At 72.4% G+C, this 15,088-nt stretch carries 13 protein-coding genes and 1 pseudogene; 12 read left to right on the top strand and 2 right to left on the bottom strand.

Features of this window, described 5'->3' with window-relative positions:
* The first annotated feature begins 8 nt into the window (after positions 1 to 8).
* Positions 9 to 755 (top strand): SDR family oxidoreductase, encoded by a 747-nt coding sequence (locus ACFQ8E_RS00875; protein ID WP_430548676.1) that lies wholly within the window; start codon positions 9 to 11, stop codon positions 753 to 755.
* A gap of 9 nt (positions 756 to 764) precedes the next feature.
* Positions 765 to 1,682: an RNA polymerase sigma factor SigJ gene (gene sigJ, locus ACFQ8E_RS00880; RefSeq protein WP_430548677.1), complete on the top strand. Its 918-nt coding sequence runs from the start codon at positions 765 to 767 to the stop codon at positions 1,680 to 1,682.
* Here sigJ and ACFQ8E_RS00885 read toward each other — a convergent pair.
* The gene (locus ACFQ8E_RS00885) at positions 1,664 to 3,076 is read right to left on the bottom strand and encodes an NAD(P)/FAD-dependent oxidoreductase (RefSeq protein ID WP_430548678.1); all 1,413 of its coding nucleotides are present in this window, start codon (positions 3,074 to 3,076) and stop codon (positions 1,664 to 1,666) included. The two genes, sigJ and ACFQ8E_RS00885, sit on opposite strands and share 19 nt — an antisense overlap.
* Before the next feature lie 167 nt (positions 3,077 to 3,243).
* Between ACFQ8E_RS00885 and ACFQ8E_RS00890 the strand changes: the two genes are divergently transcribed.
* From ACFQ8E_RS00890 to ACFQ8E_RS00930, 9 genes are all read left to right on the top strand, one after another.
* Complete coding sequence (locus tag ACFQ8E_RS00890; protein ID WP_430548679.1) at positions 3,244 to 4,047, top strand: thymidylate synthase; 804 nt, start codon at positions 3,244 to 3,246, stop codon at positions 4,045 to 4,047.
* A 13-nt stretch (positions 4,048 to 4,060) separates the two neighbouring features.
* Positions 4,061 to 4,582 (top strand): dihydrofolate reductase, encoded by a 522-nt coding sequence (locus ACFQ8E_RS00895; RefSeq protein WP_430548680.1) that lies wholly within the window; start codon positions 4,061 to 4,063, stop codon positions 4,580 to 4,582.
* Between the two features lie 281 nt (positions 4,583 to 4,863).
* Positions 4,864 to 5,844 (top strand): ABC transporter permease, encoded by a 981-nt coding sequence (locus ACFQ8E_RS00900; protein ID WP_430548681.1) that lies wholly within the window; start codon positions 4,864 to 4,866, stop codon positions 5,842 to 5,844.
* Positions 5,844 to 6,515, top strand: coding sequence for a YesL family protein (locus tag ACFQ8E_RS00905; RefSeq protein ID WP_430548682.1), 672 nt, complete (start codon positions 5,844 to 5,846; stop codon positions 6,513 to 6,515). Before ACFQ8E_RS00900 ends, ACFQ8E_RS00905 begins: the two co-directional genes overlap by 1 nt.
* Positions 6,516 to 6,532: 17 nt before the next feature.
* Complete coding sequence (locus ACFQ8E_RS00910) at positions 6,533 to 8,041, top strand: extracellular solute-binding protein (protein WP_430548683.1); 1,509 nt, start codon at positions 6,533 to 6,535, stop codon at positions 8,039 to 8,041.
* A gap of 105 nt (positions 8,042 to 8,146) precedes the next feature.
* Complete coding sequence (locus tag ACFQ8E_RS00915) at positions 8,147 to 9,427, top strand: glycoside hydrolase family 28 protein (protein WP_430548684.1); 1,281 nt, start codon at positions 8,147 to 8,149, stop codon at positions 9,425 to 9,427.
* Positions 9,405 to 9,947 (top strand): hypothetical protein, encoded by a 543-nt coding sequence (locus ACFQ8E_RS00920; protein WP_430548685.1) that lies wholly within the window; start codon positions 9,405 to 9,407, stop codon positions 9,945 to 9,947. Before ACFQ8E_RS00915 ends, ACFQ8E_RS00920 begins: the two co-directional genes overlap by 23 nt.
* Positions 9,944 to 10,864, top strand: coding sequence for a carbohydrate ABC transporter permease (locus tag ACFQ8E_RS00925; RefSeq protein ID WP_430548686.1), 921 nt, complete (start codon positions 9,944 to 9,946; stop codon positions 10,862 to 10,864). Before ACFQ8E_RS00920 ends, ACFQ8E_RS00925 begins: the two co-directional genes overlap by 4 nt.
* Positions 10,865 to 10,939: 75 nt before the next feature.
* A complete protein-coding gene (locus ACFQ8E_RS00930; RefSeq protein ID WP_430548687.1) occupies positions 10,940 to 12,472 on the top strand; it encodes an extracellular solute-binding protein in 1,533 nt (510 codons plus the stop codon).
* Positions 12,473 to 12,535: 63 nt separating this feature from the next.
* Here ACFQ8E_RS00930 and ACFQ8E_RS00935 read toward each other — a convergent pair whose 3' ends face one another.
* On the bottom strand, positions 12,536 to 13,909 hold the full coding sequence (locus ACFQ8E_RS00935; protein ID WP_430548688.1) for a serine hydrolase domain-containing protein: 1,374 nt from the start codon (positions 13,907 to 13,909) through the stop codon (positions 12,536 to 12,538).
* A 174-nt stretch (positions 13,910 to 14,083) separates the two neighbouring features.
* Here ACFQ8E_RS00935 and ACFQ8E_RS00940 point away from each other — a divergent pair.
* Positions 14,084 to 15,088, top strand: a pseudogene (locus tag ACFQ8E_RS00940) (hypothetical protein); the annotation flags it as partial.

The following is a 15,088-nucleotide window of genomic DNA, read 5'->3' on the forward strand; positions in this document are numbered from 1 at the left end:
ACAGGCTCATGAAGATCGTGGTCGTCGGTGGGACGGGACTCATCGGGACGCAGGTCATCGCACACCTCACGGAGGCCGGGCACGACGCGGTCGCCGCCGCGCCCAGCACGGGCGTGGACACCCTGACCGGCGAGGGCGTGGACGCGGCGCTCGCGGGCGCCGACGTCGTCGTGGACGTGTCGAACTCGCCGTCGTTCGCGGACGACGACGTGCTGCGCTTCTTCACGACGTCGACGCGCACGCTGCTCGACGCCGAGAAGCGTGCGGGCGTGCGGCACCACGTGGTGCTCTCGATCGTCGGCACGGACCGCAACCCGGACTCCGGGTACCTGCGGGCCAAGGTGGCGCAGGAGGAGCTGGTGCGCTCCGGCGGCGTCCCGTGGACGGTCGTCCGCGCCACGCAGTTCTTCGAGTTCGCGCCGCGGATCGCCGACGGCGCCACGGTCGACGGGGAGGTGCGCATCCCGCCGGTCGGGTTCCAGCCGATCGCGTCGGCGGACGTGGCGCGGTTCGTGGCCGAGGCGGCCGCGGGGGATCCGCGCGACGGCGTCCTCGAGATCGCCGGGCCGGAGCGGGTCCGGTTCGACGAGTTCATCGCCGCGGCGCTCGCGGCGTCGGGAGACGCCCGCACGGTCGTGGCCGACCCGGCCGCGCCGTACTTCGGGGCCGTGCTCGCCGCCGACTCGATCGTGCCGCAGGGCGACGCCCGGCTCGGCACGGTAACGTACGCCGACTTCGCCGGGGCGCGGGCGTAGCGTGGCCGCATGACGTCGCGTCCCGACGCGCCCGAGCGCCCCGGCCCCCTCGGCGACACCGAGGGCACCGGGGCGCTCGACGCGTTCCTCGCCGTGCGGCCGCAGCTGTTCGGCATCGCCTACCGGATGCTCGGGGGCGTCGCGGAGGCGGAGGACGTCGTGCAGGACGCCTGGCTGCGCTGGCAGGGCACGGACCGCGACCGGGTCCGGAACCCGGCGGCCTTCCTCACGACGGTGACGACGCGGCTCGCGATCAACGCGGCGACGTCGGCCCGCGCCCGGCGCGAGACGTACGTGGGCCCGTGGCTCCCCGAGCCGGTCGACACGTCCGACGACCCGGCGCTGGGTGCGGAGCGGGCGGAGGCCCTCGAGCTGGCGACCCTGCTGCTCATGGAGCGGCTCACCCCGGTGGAGCGGGCCGTGTACGTGCTGCGGGAGGCGTTCGGCTACCCGTACGGACGGATCGCGGAGATCCTCGACCTCACCGAGGCGAACGCGCGCCAGCTCGCCCGCCGGTCGCGCGACCGGCTGGGTACGCGCGAGGCGGTGCCCGTCGACCCCGGCGAGCACCGGCGCCTGCTCGACGAGCTCGTGGCCGCCGCGCACGAGGGGGATCTCGCGCGTTTCGAGCGCTACCTGGCCGACGACGTCGTCGCGCGGCCCGACGGCGGCGGGCGGGTGCACGCGTCGCGCGTGGACCTGGTCGGCCTTGCGCGGGTGTCGCTCTTCCTCGACAACGTGTGGCGCAAGTTCTGGGACGCCGGCACGGTGCGCCCCGTCGAGGCGAACGGCCTGCCCGCCGTCGTGGTCGACCTGGACGGCGCACCGTTCGCCCTCCTCGCGCTCGACGTCGCCGACGGGCGGGTCCAGCACGTGTACGTCCAGGTCAACCCCGACAAGCTGACGGGCTACGCCGCCGCCTCCTGAGCCGTGTCCTGAGCCGTGCCCTGCGCCGTGTCCGGAGCCGTGTCCGGGGCGGGCTCCGCCGCCTCGCCGTCGGGCGTGGTGGCCGCGGCGAAGGCGGCCCGGGGCGTCTGCACCGACGCGAGGGAGACGACGTCGCGCCCGAAGGCCGCGGCGGTGAGCCAGACCGCGAGCACGCGGGCCTTGCGCTCCCACGTCGGGATGGCGAGCAGGTGGTACCCGCGGTGCATCAGCCACGCCAGGCGGCCGCGCAGGACCAGCCGGCGGAGCTGGAAGATGCCGGACCCCAGACCCAGCGTCGCGATCACGCCGAGGCTGCCGTGCACGTACGGCCGCGACGGGCGGCCGTGCAGGCTCGCGACCAGGTTCCGCGCCAGGCGCCGGCCCTGCCGGACCGCGTGCTGCGCGTTCGGCACGGCGAGCGCGCCGGGCCGCGCGACGGCGAGGTCCGGGACGGCGGCGCCGTCGCCCGCGGCCCACGCGTCGTCCACGGGCGCGTCGTCGGTGCCGACCCGCAGGTCGGGGCGCACGACGAGGTACCCCCGCCGGTCGACCGGCAGGTCGGTGTGCGTCGCGACCACCGGGTTCGCGGCGTTGCCCGCCGTCCACACCAGCAGGCCCGACGCGAACGACTCGCCCGTCGAGAGCCGGACGACGCCGCCGGCAGCGGACTCGAGGCCCGTGCCCAGGTGCACGCGCGCGCCACGTCGTTCGAGCTGCTCCACGACCCAGCGGCCGGGGCGGTCGGTCACCTCCGGCAGGATGCGGTCGCTCAGCTCCACGAGGTGGAACCGCAGCTCGGCGGCGTCGATCTCGGGGTACCGGGGGAGCAGGTCGTGGGCGAGCGACAGCAGCTCGGCGAAGCCCTCGACGCCGGAGAACCCGCCGCCGACGAACGTCACGGTCAGCAGCCGCTCCCGCTCCGGCCCGCGCGGCAGGCTCGCGGCCCGGTCGAACGACGTCAGCAGGCGGTCGCGGATGGCCACCGCCTCCTCGACGTGCTTCATCCCGATCGCGTGCTCCGCGACCCCGGGGACGGGGAAGACGCGCGTCACCGCGCCCGCCGTCACCACGACCGTGTCGTAGGGCAGGCGGTACGGCTCGCCCGAGCGCGGCCGCACGACGACGACCCGGTCCGCGTGGTCCACGCGCACCACCGACCCGTCGACCAGCCGCGCGCGGCGCAGGTGGCCGCGGTGGGCCACCGCCGCGTGCCGCGCCTCGACGGACCCGGCCACCACCTCCGGGAGGAACGGCTGGTAGGTCATGTACGGGCGCGGGTCGACGAGCACCAGCTCCACCTCCCCGCGCCGCAGCTCTCGCCGCAGCCCCTTCTCCAGCTCCCGGGCCGCCGTGAAGCCCGCGTAGCCGCCACCGACGATCACGATGCGTCGCATCACTGCCTCCTGTGCCGCGCCCGTCGGGCGCTCTCACCACGTCGACCGCGCAGCGGGGCACGGCGTGACGCTCGCGGGGTGTGACGTCGGAGACGTCCGTGCGGGCCTCGGGACGACGCGCCGCCCCGGGGCCGCGGCCGGCGTCCGAGGGGTCGTAGGGTTGCCGCATGGCTGCCATCCCCACCCCGTACGAGGACCTCCTGCGCGACGTGCTGGAGCACGGCACGCACAAGGCGGACCGCACGGGGACGGGCACGCGCAGCGTGTTCGGCCGGCAGATCCGCTACGACCTGCAGCAGGGGTTCCCGCTGATCACCACCAAGCGGGTGCACCTGAAGTCCGTGGCGTACGAGCTGCTGTGGTTCCTGCGCGGCGAGTCCAACGTGGGCTGGCTGCAGGAGCACGGCGTGACGATCTGGGACGAGTGGGCGTCGCCGGAGGGCGAGCTGGGGCCGGTGTACGGCGTGCAGTGGCGGTCGTGGCCGACGCCGGACGGGCAGCACGTGGACCAGATCGCGGGCGTGATCGACCAGATCAAGGTCAACCCCGACTCGCGCCGCCTCGTCGTCAGCGCGTGGAACGTGGCCGAGCTCGCCGACATGGCGCTGCCGCCGTGCCACCTGCTGTTCCAGTTCTACGTGGCCGACGGGAAGCTCAGCTGCCAGCTGTACCAGCGCTCCGCCGACCTGTTCCTCGGCGTGCCGTTCAACATCGCCTCCTACGCGCTGCTCACGCACATGGTGGCCGCGCAGACCGGGCTCGAGGTGGGGGAGTTCGTCTGGACGGGCGGCGACTGCCACGTCTACGACAACCACGAGGAGCAGGTCCGCACCCAGCTGGAGCGCGACCCCTACCCGTACCCGACGCTCCGCCTCGCACCCCGGGACTCGATCTTCGACTACGCGTACGAGGACATCGAGGTGCTCGGCTACCAGCACCACCCGGGCATCAAGGCCCCGGTCGCCGTCTGACCCCGGCGACGACGTGATCGGTCTGATCTGGGCCCAGGCGCGCGACGCCGCGGGCCGGCCCGTCATCGGTGCCGCAGGCGAGATCCCCTGGCGCGTGCCCGAGGACTTCGCGCACTTCAAGTCGACGACGGCGGGGCACCCCGTCGTCATGGGGCGCCGCACCTGGGAGTCGCTGCCGCGCCGCCCGCTGCCCGGACGCACCAACGTCGTCGTGACGCGGCGGCCGGGCTGGTCCGACGACGGCGCCGTCGTCGCGGGCTCCGTCGGCACGGCCCTGGCGCTCGCCGCCGCGGCTCCCGGCGGGGACGAGGTCTGGGTGATGGGCGGCGGCGAGGTCTACGCCGCGACGCTGGCGCTCGCGGACAGGCTCGTCGTCACCGAGATCGACCTGGAGGTCGCGGGCGACGCGTTCGCCCCTGTCGTCGACGCCCTGACCTGGAAGATCGCCGACGACGGCGCGTGGGCGACGTCGTCCGGCCCGGGCGCACTGCGCCATCGCGTGCGCACCTACGCGCGCGCCCTCGGCACCGCCTGACAGCCGGCCCGCCCTCGAGGCGGTCGGCTCGCGAGGCGCGGGCCCTCCTCGTCTCCGGACGGCCCGGCATGCCGTGGCGCGGGCGCGCTCCCACCGCGTCCAGGCATCGCCAGATCACGATCTCGACACCGATCGGTGGAAGGCGCTTGCCGATTCCGGTACCCGTCCGGTACGTTTCCGAGAAACCGGTTACCGGCGCGTTTCACCACGGAGCGCGGACAGCTCGAGGAAGAGCAGAGGGGCACGCCAATGGTGGTTGTGATGAACGAGGGGCTGCGGCGATGAGCGCGGTCACCGCCGCGAAGACCGCGGCTCCGACGACGCCGCCGTCCGGTGGCGCCACGCCGGCGCGACCGGAGCGCAAGCGGGTGTCCGCGCTGTGGAAGCACAAGGCGCTCTACCTCATGGCCGTGCCGGGGATCCTGTACTTCCTGGTCTTCAAGTACGCGCCCATGGGTGGCCTGGTCATCGCGTTCCAGGACTACATGCCCTTCCTCGGCATCGGCGGCAGCCCGTGGGTCGGCTTCGACCACTTCGTGCGCTTCTTCTCCGAGGACACGTTCCTGGTGCTGCTGCGCAACACCGTGGTGATCTCGCTCCTGCTGCTGATCTTCTCGTTCCCGGTGCCGATCATCCTGGCGCTGCTGCTCAACGAGGTCCGCACCAAGGTCTTCCAGCGCAGCGTGCAGACGGTCATCTACCTGCCGCACTTCATGTCGTGGGTCATCGTCGCGTCGATCTTCTACGTGCTGCTCTCGACCGACGGCGGCGCGGTGAACAACCTCATCGTCGAGTGGGGCGGCCAGCCGGTCCCGTTCCTCACCGACCCCGACTGGCTGCGACCGCTGTACGTGGGCCAGGAGATCTGGAAGGGCGCCGGCTGGGGCACCATCGTGTACCTCGCCGCCATGACGGCGGTGGACACGCAGCTCTACGAGGCCGCAGAGCTCGACGGCGCGGGCCGCATGCGCCAGACGTGGCACATCACCCTGCCGGCCATCCGGCCCACCATCATCGTGATGTTCATCCTCGCCATCGGGGACTTCCTGGAGCTCGGCTTCGAGCACATGTTCCTCGTGATGAACTCGCTGAACCGGTCCGTGGGCGACATCTTCGACACCTACGTGTTCACCACGGGTATCCAGAACGGGCAGCTCAGCTACGCCGCCGCGGTCGGCCTCTTCAAGGGCCTCGTCGGCCTGATCCTCGTCGTCATGGCCAACCGGCTCGCGAAGAAGTTCGGCGAAGAGGGCGTCTACTGATGTTCTCGTTCGAGGGCTTCGTCCGGATCAACACGTTCCTGACCGGCGTGTACCGGTTCGCCTACCTCAACGTGCTCTGGCTCGCGACGACCGTCCTCGGGCTCGGCCTGTTCGGCGCCGGGCCGGCGTCGTACGCCCTGGCCCGGTACGTGGACGGCTGGTTCCGCCACGGCGAGACGCCGCCGGTCGCCCGGGCCTTCGTGGCCGGCGTCCGGGAGCAGCCGTGGCGCGCCATGGTCGTCAGCTGGATCCTCGCGGGCGCGGGCGCGGTCATCGTCACCAACGTCTTCCGTGCCCCGAGCTGGACCGTGCAGGCGCTGAACGTCGTGGCGCTCGTCGTGCTCGCCGTCGCCGCCGCCTACGTGTACCCGGTCATGGTCGCGACCGACGTCGCGCCCGTCGGCCGGCAGCTCGCGAGCGCGCTCCTGATCGGCTTCGGCTCGCTGCACTGGACCATCCTCGGCACCACCGCCGTCGCCCTCACGGGCTGGCTGCTGTGGCAGTTCGCGTCGCCGTTGCTCGTGCTGTTCGGGGTGGGGATCCCGGCCTGCGCTGTCGGCGTCGTCACCCGCATCGTCTTTCGTCCCCTGGCGCAGGTCCCGGAACAGCCGGACACCCACGCGCCGTACCGCAGTTCCATCGACGCGCCTGTGACGGAGCAGGTGGCATGAGAAAGAGGAGTCGCACCATGAGGAGAGGCATGTTCGTCAAGGGCGCGGCGGCGGCAGCCGTCGCCGCGCTGGCCCTGACCGCCTGCGGCAACGGCGGGTCCGGCGACGAGGCCGAGGCCGACGACGGCCCCATCAGCTGGATGACGATGCTCCACACGCCGACGACGCCGGAGAAGGACGGCGTCATCGAGTCGGCGCTCGAGGAGTACACGGGCCAGAAGTTCGACATGCAGTGGGTGCCGGACGCCTCGAAGGAGGAGAAGATCAACTCCGCCCTGGCGTCGGGCAAGCTCGCCGACATCGTGTCCCTCACGATGACCGACAGCACCCAGGTGCGGCAGGCGCTCGGCTCCGGGCAGTTCTGGGACGTCGAGAGCTACCTCGCCGACTACCCGAACCTGGCGAAGATCGACCCCGACACGCTCGAGGCCGCGAAGCTCGACGGCAAGCTCTACGGGGTGCCGTTCCAGAAGATCAAGGCGCGCTACGGCGTCCTGGTGCGCCAGGACTGGCTGGACAGCCTCGGCCTCGAGGTGCCGCACACGATCGACGACCTCACGAAGGTGGCCGAGGCGTTCACGACGGACGACCCGGACGGCAACGGCAAGGACGACACCACCGGGTTCATCGACCGCGAGGAGAGCTTCCTCGTCGGGTTCCGGTCGCTCTCCGGATACTTCGGCGCGGGCGACAAGTTCGAGGTCACCGCCGACGGCCAGGTCGTGCCCGCGTTCACCACCGACGCCTTCAAGGAGGCGATGGAGTGGTACCGCGGCGTGTACGAGAAGGGCGCCGTGAACCAGGAGTTCGTCACCGTCCAGAAGCAGAACCAGCAGGACGCGATCGCCCGCGGCAAGGGCGGCATCGTCGTCACCGGCCTGTTCGAGGCGAAGAACTACATGGCCCTCGCGGAGAGCGCGGACCCGAAGACGCCCATGAAGTGGGCGCTGGTCAACGACATGCACACCGCTGACGTCGAGCACCGCATCCTCACCGACACGGGCGGCGGCATGGGCGGCTGGCTCGCCATCCCGAAGACCGAGGTGAAGAACGAGGCCGAGCTCAAGAAGGTCCTCTCGTTCATCGACAAGCTGCTGGACGAGGAGGCCTTCGGCCTCATGACCAACGGCATCGAGGACACGCACTACACGATCGACGGCGACGGCGTCGTGACGATCACCGACCAGACGGCGTGGGAGCAGGAGGTGCAGCCGTACTCGTCGTCCCGGCCCTCGGAGAAGGTCGTGACGTACAAGAGCACCGCGCCGTACGTCGACGAGGCGAACGAGAAGATGGCGGAGCAGGAGCCCGCCGTCGTCATCAACCCGGCGCAGTCGCTGTCGTCGGACACGTTCGACCGGCAGTGGTCGACCATCGAGGAGCAGGTCAACGACGCGTACAACCGGTACCTCACCGGGCAGATCGAGATGGCCGACTACGAGGCCGTGATCGAGGGGCTCCGCGGCCAGGGCCTCGACCAGATCATCGAGGAGTACTCCGCCGCGTACGCCAAGGTGAACGGCTGACCACCCCCTGATGCCGTGAGCGGGCGTCCGGCCCCTGTTCCGCCCCGTTCCGGGGCCGGACGCCCGCTCGCAGCACCGGGCACGACGACGACCGAGAGGCCACACGTGCACACCCTCGACGAGACCCTCGCCACGGCCACGTTCCAGGCGGCGATCGACGACGCCGCGGCCGCCGGCGGCGGCACCGTGGTGGTGCCCGCCGGAACCCATCGCACCGGGGCCCTGCGCCTGCGCTCCCACGTGGAGCTGCACCTCGAGGCGGGCGCGCTCCTCCAGTTCGTGCCCGACCCCGCGCTGTACCCGCCGGTCGACGCCCGCTGGGAGGGCGCCCCGGCCACGATCCACTCCCCGTGCCTGTACGCGGCGGGCGAGACGGACGTCGCGATCACCGGCTTCGGCACCATCGACGGCGGCGGCGCCCCCTGGTGGGACACCTTCCGTCACGACCGGGCGTCGCTGGCCCACCCGCGGCCCACGCTCGTCGGCCTGCACGACTGCACGCGGGTCACGGTGCGCGACGTGCGCCTGACCAACTCCCCGAGCTGGACGGTGCACCCGCTGCGGTGCGACGGCGTCACCATCTCCAACGTCGTCATCGTCAACCCGCCGGACTCGCCCAACACGGACGGCATCGACCCCGAGTCGTGCCGCAACGTGCGGATCAGCGACTGCCACATCGACGTCGGCGACGACTGCGTGGTCCTCAAGGCGGGCACCGAGCGCGACCCGGAGCGGATCGCCTGCGAGAACGTCGCCATCACCAACTGCACGATGGTGCACGGCCACGGCGGCGTCGTCATCGGGTCCGAGATGAGCGGCGGCGTGCGGGACGTCGTCATCAGCAACTGCGTCTTCGAGGGCACCGACCGCGGCATCCGCATCAAGTCGCGCCGCGGGCGCGGGGGCGTGGTCGAGGACGTCCGCGTGACGAACGTCGTGATGCGGGGCGTCATGACCCCGTTCGTCATCAACCCCTTCTACTTCTGCGGGCCCGACGGCAAGGAACCCCACGTCGCGGACCGCGCCCCGCACCCGGTGGGCGACGCGACGCCCGTGTTCCGCCGCATCCACCTGACGCACATCACGGCGCGTGACGTGCACGCCGCCGCCGGTCACCTCTACGGCCTGCCCGAGCAGCCCCTGACGGACGTGACGCTCGACGACGTCACGATCTCCTACGCCGCCGACGCCGTGCCCGGCGTGCCTGCGATGGCCGACGGTGTGCCCGAGATGCGACGCGCCGGCCTCCACCTGGGCTTCGTCGCCGACTCCGACGTGTCGCGCGTGCGCATCGAGGGCTGCGAGGGCCCGGGTGTCGTGGTCGAGGAGAGCCCGACGCTGCGGCTGACGGAGGTGCGGGTCGATGGCGAGCGTCTCGATGCGTGACCGGGTGCGTGAGCCCGTGCGCTCCGGCGCGGCGCCGGACGGCCACGGGCCGACGATCCGGCGCACGGCCGAGACCTGGGTGACCGTCGCGGGCATGGTGACGTCGGCGGTCTTCCTCGGCGGGTTCGCGCTGGTGATGAACCGGGCGGACGAGCAGACGTTCCTCGACGCGGTGTACCCCGCGATGACGGGCGCGGGCATGCGGGTCGAGGCCGCGGACGCCTACGACGCCGCGCGCACGCTCGCCGCGTGGTTCGGCCTGACGCTCGTCGTCGTGCTGCTCGTCGCCGCCGCCGGGATCTACGTCGCCCACCGCCGTCCTGCCCGCCGGTCGACCGGCTGGTGGTTCCTCGGGGCGGGGCTGGTGTGCCTGTTCGGCAGCCAGCTCGTCCTCTACCCGATCGCCTTCCTCTTCTTCGTCGCCGCGGGGCTGTTCGCCGTGCGGCCGACCGACCCGCCCGCCGGCTCCACCGCCGCGCGGGCCACCGACCGCACGTCCGAGACCGGGAGCACCTCATGAGCAAGACCCTCGCAGCGCCGCGAGCCACCACCCGTGAGCGCAGCCGCATCCACCGGCCCACCACCGGGATGCGCGTGTTCCGGGTGGTGAACGTCATCGTCCTGAGCGCCTTCGCGCTGATCTGCGTCCTGCCGTTCATCAACGTGCTGGGCAGCTCGCTGGCGACGCCGGGCGAGCTCGCGACCCGCCCGTTCGTGCTCATCCCGCAGACGTTCACGCTCGACGCCTACCGGTACATCCTGTCGACGTCGACGATCTTCCGGGCCATGGGCGTCTCGGTGTTCGTCACCGTGGTCGGTACCTTCGTCAGCCTGCTGCTGACGTCGCTGATGGCCTACGCGCTGTCGAAGCGGTACCTCAGGGGCCGCCGCGTCATCAACTTCCTCGTGGTGTTCACGATGCTGTTCAGCGGCGGCATGATTCCCACGTTCATCGTGGTGAACAGCCTCGGGCTCATCGACTCGCTGTGGTCGCTGATCCTGCCGGTGGCGATCAACGCGTTCAACTTCGTCATCATGCGCAGCTTCTTCCAGGGCATCCCGGACAGCCTGGAGGAGGCCGCCCGCATCGACGGCTGCTCCGACCTGGGCGTGTTCCTGCGCATCGTCCTGCCGCTGTCGCTCGCGTCGATCGCCACCATCGGCCTCTTCTACGCCGTCTACTACTGGAACACGTACCAGGCCGCGATCCTCTACATCAACGACTCCACGAAGTGGCCGATCCAGGTGCTGCTGCGCCAGATCGTCATCGTCGCGAGCGGCATGAACGCCGACGAGAGCGCCGTGGACGTCGTGCCGCCGGCGCAGTCGGTGAAGATGGCAGTCATCTTCGTCGCGACGCTGCCGATGCTGATCGTCTACCCGTTCGTCCAGCGGTTCTTCGTCAAGGGCGCGCTGATCGGCTCCGTGAAGGGCTGACGGGGCCCGGGCGGTGTCGAGCCCACCCACCGAAACGACCTGCGACGAGGCAGGTGCGACGAGAGGAGACGCATGATGCGACGAGTCCCGGTAGGGGGACCACGACGGGCCGGTCGGGCCGGCGCGGTCGGGGCCGTGCTGGTGACGGCCCTGGCCCTCACGGCGTGCGGCGGCGGGTCGGGCGGGGGCGGCGAGGCGAGCGCCGAGGGGCCGATCACCTGGATGGCCACGCTCCACACGCCGACGACGCCGGAGGCGGACGGCCCGATCGAGTCCGCCCTGGAGGAGCACACGGGCGAGGAGCTGGAGGTGAGCTGGGTGCCGGCGGCGTCGTCGGCGGAGAAGCTCAACGCCGCCCTGTCCACGGGCAAGCTGGCCGACATCGTGTCGATGGCCCCGGCGGACAGCGCGCTCGTGCGGCAGTCGCTGAAGTCGGGCATGTTCTGGGACGTCGAGGACTACCTGGCGGACTTCCCGAACCTGTCGAAGATCGACGAGCAGACGACGGCCTCCGCCCGGATCGACGGCCACCTGTACGGCGTGCCTGTCCAGAAGAACAAGGCGCGCTACGGCGTCCTGGTGCGCCAGGACTGGCTGGACAATCTCGGGCTGGACGTGCCGCACACGATCGACGACCTGACGGCGGTGGCCGAGGCGTTCACGAAGGACGACCCGGACGGCAACGGCAAGGACGACACCACCGGCTTCCTCGACCGCGAGGAGAGCTTCGACCTGGGCTTCCGCTCCCTGAGCGGCTACTTCGGCGCGGGCGACGACTTCACGGTGGACGACGCCGGCCAGGTGCACGCGGTCTTCGCGAGCGACGAGTTCAAGCGCGCCATGGAGTGGTACCGCGGCGTCTACGAGTCGGGGGCGGTGAACCAGGAGTTCGTCACGATGCAGAAGACGAACCAGCTCGACGCCATCGCGCAGGGCAAGGGGGGCATCGTCGTCACCGGCCTCTTCGAGGCGAAGGGCTACCTCGCGACCGCCCAGGACAGCAACCCCGAGACGCCGATGGAGTGGGCCCTCGTCAACGACATGACGCAGGGCGACGTGCCGCGGCGGATCCTCACCGACACGGGCGGCGGCATGGGCGGCTGGCTCGCGTTCCCCAAGGAGTACGTGAAGTCCGAGGCGGAGCTGAAGAAGGTCCTGGGGTTCGTCGACAAGCTGCTCGACGAGGAGGCCTACGGCCTCATGACCAACGGCATCGAGGGCACGCACTACGAGGTCGACGGCGACGGCGTGGTCTCGATCACCGACCAGACCCTCTGGGAGCAGGAGGTGCAGCCGTACGCGTCGTCGCGCCCGTCCGAGAAGGTCGTGACGTACAAGAGCGCCGAGCCGTACGTCGACGAGGGCAACGAGAAGATGGCGGAGAACGAGGAGTACTCCGTCGTCAACCCGACGCAGTCGCTGACCTCGGAGACGTACGACCGGCAGTGGACCACGCTCTACGGCGAGGCCAAGGACGCGTACAACCAGTACCTCGTCGGCCAGATCGACATGGCGGAGTACGAGGCGCTCGTCGACGGTCTCGGGGGCCAGGGGCTCGACCAGATCCTCGAGGAGTTCACGGCCTCCCACGCCGAGGTGAACGGCTGACGCCCGCCGGCTGACGCCGCCCCACCCTGGCCGAGCCCGTCGGGACCCTTGGTCCCGGCGGGCTCAGCCGTCGCTCGGGGCGAAGGCGGCGTGGAACGTCCACCGCGGGTCGAGGGTCTCCCCGAAGCCCTGCGACTGGACGGCGAGCGTGCCGTCGTCGGCGAGGGCCAGGCGCAGCCGGAGCGTGGCCAGCTCGTCGCCGTGCGTCCCCGCGCGCACGTCGAGGGTGCCGGGGGCGGACCAGCCGGCCGTGACGACCGCCGCCTCGGCGCCGATCGCGGTGGTCAGCGGGCCGGCGGTGTCGAGCGTGATCGACCAGCCGTCGGACGACGCGAGGGTGCCGCCGCGGGCCCCGACGGCCAGCGTGAGCTCCGCCGGACCCGCGCCCGGGGTGCGGCTGGTCCAGGTGCCGCCCAGCGGGCGGACGTGTGCGGCGTCGTGCCGTGGGGCGGGCCAGGCGAGCGTCGTGACGGCGGCAGCGGCCGGAGGCGCGGCGGCGCCCCGGCCCGCCCGCGCCAGCCCGCGCGCGGGCTCGACGAGGTGGTCGAGGACGAGGTCGAGCAGCTTCTGGTCGCCGCTCGCCGCGGCCTGGGAGTCGGCCGTGACGACCACGGCGACCCGCAGCTCCGGGTCGCCGTAGACGATCTGCCCGCCCAGGCCGAACATCAGCCAGCCGCCGACGGGCGGCAGCCACAGCTGGTACCCGTACCCCGCGCGGAAGGGTCCGCCCCACGTCTGCGTGGCGGGGTGCGACTGCGGCGCCGTCGCGGCCGCGAGGTAGTCGGCCGGGAGCAGCCGCGCGCCGTCGTGCACGCCGCCGTCGTTCAGGAGCCGGGCGAGCCGTGCCAGGTCGTCGGGGGTGCAGATCAGGCCGGAGCCGCCGTGGCTGAAGCCGTCGGGGCCGGGCAGGAAACGCAGGCCGGGGGAGACCCCGAGCGGGTCGAGCACCCGCGGGCGCAGGTAGTCGGCGAGCGTGCCGCCGGTGGTCCGCTCCACCAGCGCGGCCAGCGTGTACGACGCGCTGGTGTCGTACGTGAACAGGGTGCCCGGCGGGTGCGTGGGCCCGACGCGGAAGTACGACTCCAGCCAGCCGCCCTCGCGGACCTTGTACGTCGTCGAGCGGTGCGGGCCGACCATCGCCAGCATGTGCCGCAGGGTCGTGGCCTCGAGCCAGGGGTGGGCGGGGTGGCCGTCGACGAGGTCCGGGAAATGCTTCACCACGGGGTCGTCGAGGGAGAGGCGCCCCTCCGCGGCGAGCAGCCCGACGGCCAGGCCCGTGACCGTCTTGGACACCGAGTACATCCGCTGCGGGACGTCGTGGCCGAGGGGCGCGCCCGCGGCCGACGCCACGACGTCGTCGCCGACCCGGACCTCCACCGTGTGGAGGGCGATGTCGAGGGCGTGGGCGCGGCGTCGGAGATCGCTCAGCGAGATCACGACGAGCACCCTGGCACACCGCGGCACCCACGCGGGGGACCGGCTCGCACCCTGGTCGCGCTCCGTGCACCCAATCCCGTCCCGCCGGCACCCACAGGCGCGCCAGGGGAGCTGGGTGGGCCCATGACCTGCGTCAACGTGGTCGTGCACCCACTCCAGACAGAGGCGATCACGATGACCAGGACGACCACCACCGGGACGGCCCGCACGGCGCGGACGGCCCTGCTGCTGCGCACCGGAGCCTGCCTCGCGGCAGGCGCGGCGCTCGCACTCACGCCGGCGGCGGCCATGGCCGCCGACGCCGGCACCACGGCCGAGGAGCCCGAGCTCGGGTCGGGCGCCGTGGACGGGGCCGAGGCCGCACCGGAGGCCACCGACGAGGAGCAGGGGCAGGCACCCTCCGCGGAGTCCGAGGCCGTTGCGGTCGAGCCTGCGCCGGCCGAGCCCGTCGTGACAGAGCCTGCCCCGGCCGAGCCCGCCCCGGCCGAGCCCGCCCCGGCCGAGCCCGCCCCGGCCGAGCCCGCCGCGACCGAGCCCGGACCGTCGACGGATGACGCGGTCGCCGAGGCGGCGGAGCCTGCCGTCACGCCCGAGCCGGAGCCGGCGCAGGAGGTCACCGCCGCCGACGACACGCAGGACGCCGGCGCAGAGGCCACGGCGGAGGAGCCCGCCGCGGAGGAGACGAGCGGTCAGGCGGGCGCGCCGAGCGGGGCGACGTCGGCCGCGGCGAAGGCCCGCCCGTCCGCCGCCGCGGCCACGGCCGCGGGCGGCGCCACCGTGGCCGCGGCCGCCCCGGCGCTCACGGACGGTGGTGTGGTGGCGGGGAACGACAAGTACCCGGGCATCGTCGACAAGATCGACGGCACAAAGTGGCAGAAGGGCGGTATCGCGGGGGTCAGCTTCGACCTGAGCGACCGGGGCACGATCGTCCTGACCTTCGGTCCGGACTACGCTCCTGCCTCGCCGATCGACACCGTCGTCCTCAAGGCGGGCAACGCGCACGTGGTCTACACGGCCGAGCGGGCGTTCCGGGCGGGCGACACCGTCACCCTGTCGACGGCAGGGCTGCTGGGAGGCAAGGACATCAGTCACGTGTCGTTCTACCCCGGCGGTGACCCGACCGATCCCACAGACCCGACCGATCCCACAGACCCGACGGACCCGACGGACCCGACGGAC

Source organism: Isoptericola sp. NPDC056573 (assembly GCF_042793335.1).
Taxonomy (GTDB): Bacteria; Actinomycetota; Actinomycetes; order Actinomycetales; family Cellulomonadaceae; genus Isoptericola.